Genomic DNA, 624 nt, shown 5'->3' with positions numbered 1-624 from the left:
CTATTCATTACTCACCCGTTCGCCATGTTCAAATACAAGTATTTGTCATTCGACTCGCATGTGTCAAGTCCCTAGATAGCATTCACTCGAAACTAAGTTTAAATTTTTACTTACTATTCTAATTTGACAGAATCATAGATACTCTTTTTTATTTAATTTAATAACTCGTAAAAACTATTAAGATAAAATAAAAAATATTAGAAATTAAAATCTTATTTGTTACTTATAATATACTAAATATAATTATTAGCTTCATTCCGGAGGCTAGCGTTTCGGATTTTTAGGTCCCGTTTTAAAAAAACGGGACCGCTTTAAAATTTTGCGGCACCGTACGCCAAAATTTTACGGGCGGCTGCGCCGCCCGCCGGGTCCGGCAAAGCTGGCTTCGAGGTTAATTTTGGAGCGGCAAAGTTAACTGACACCTTTGTTTTTATTCTAGGTTCACGGTGGGGCGACAACATCGCCCCTAATAATTTATTTTTATGAAGGGTTATTAAATTATATAAAGGTTTTTATAGGGGGAGGATATTTATATAATTTAAATTAAGATTGTGTAACAATAGTACTTAAGCTTGCTCGTTTAACCAAGCTAAGTATTTCTCTAGTGATACTGCTTCTACAGCA

General features: G+C 34.5%; 1 rRNA gene. It reads right to left on the bottom strand.

Annotation, left to right across the window (positions count from 1 at the left end):
• Window positions 1-114 (bottom strand): 16S ribosomal RNA (locus ACYVJS_RS16255); the annotation flags it as partial.
• Window positions 115-624 lie beyond the last annotated feature (510 nt).

The sequence above is a fragment of the Microbacterium neimengense genome, from assembly GCF_054782995.1.
The sequence above is the reverse complement of the archived record's forward strand: the minus strand, read 5'-3'. Positions and strand labels throughout refer to the sequence as shown.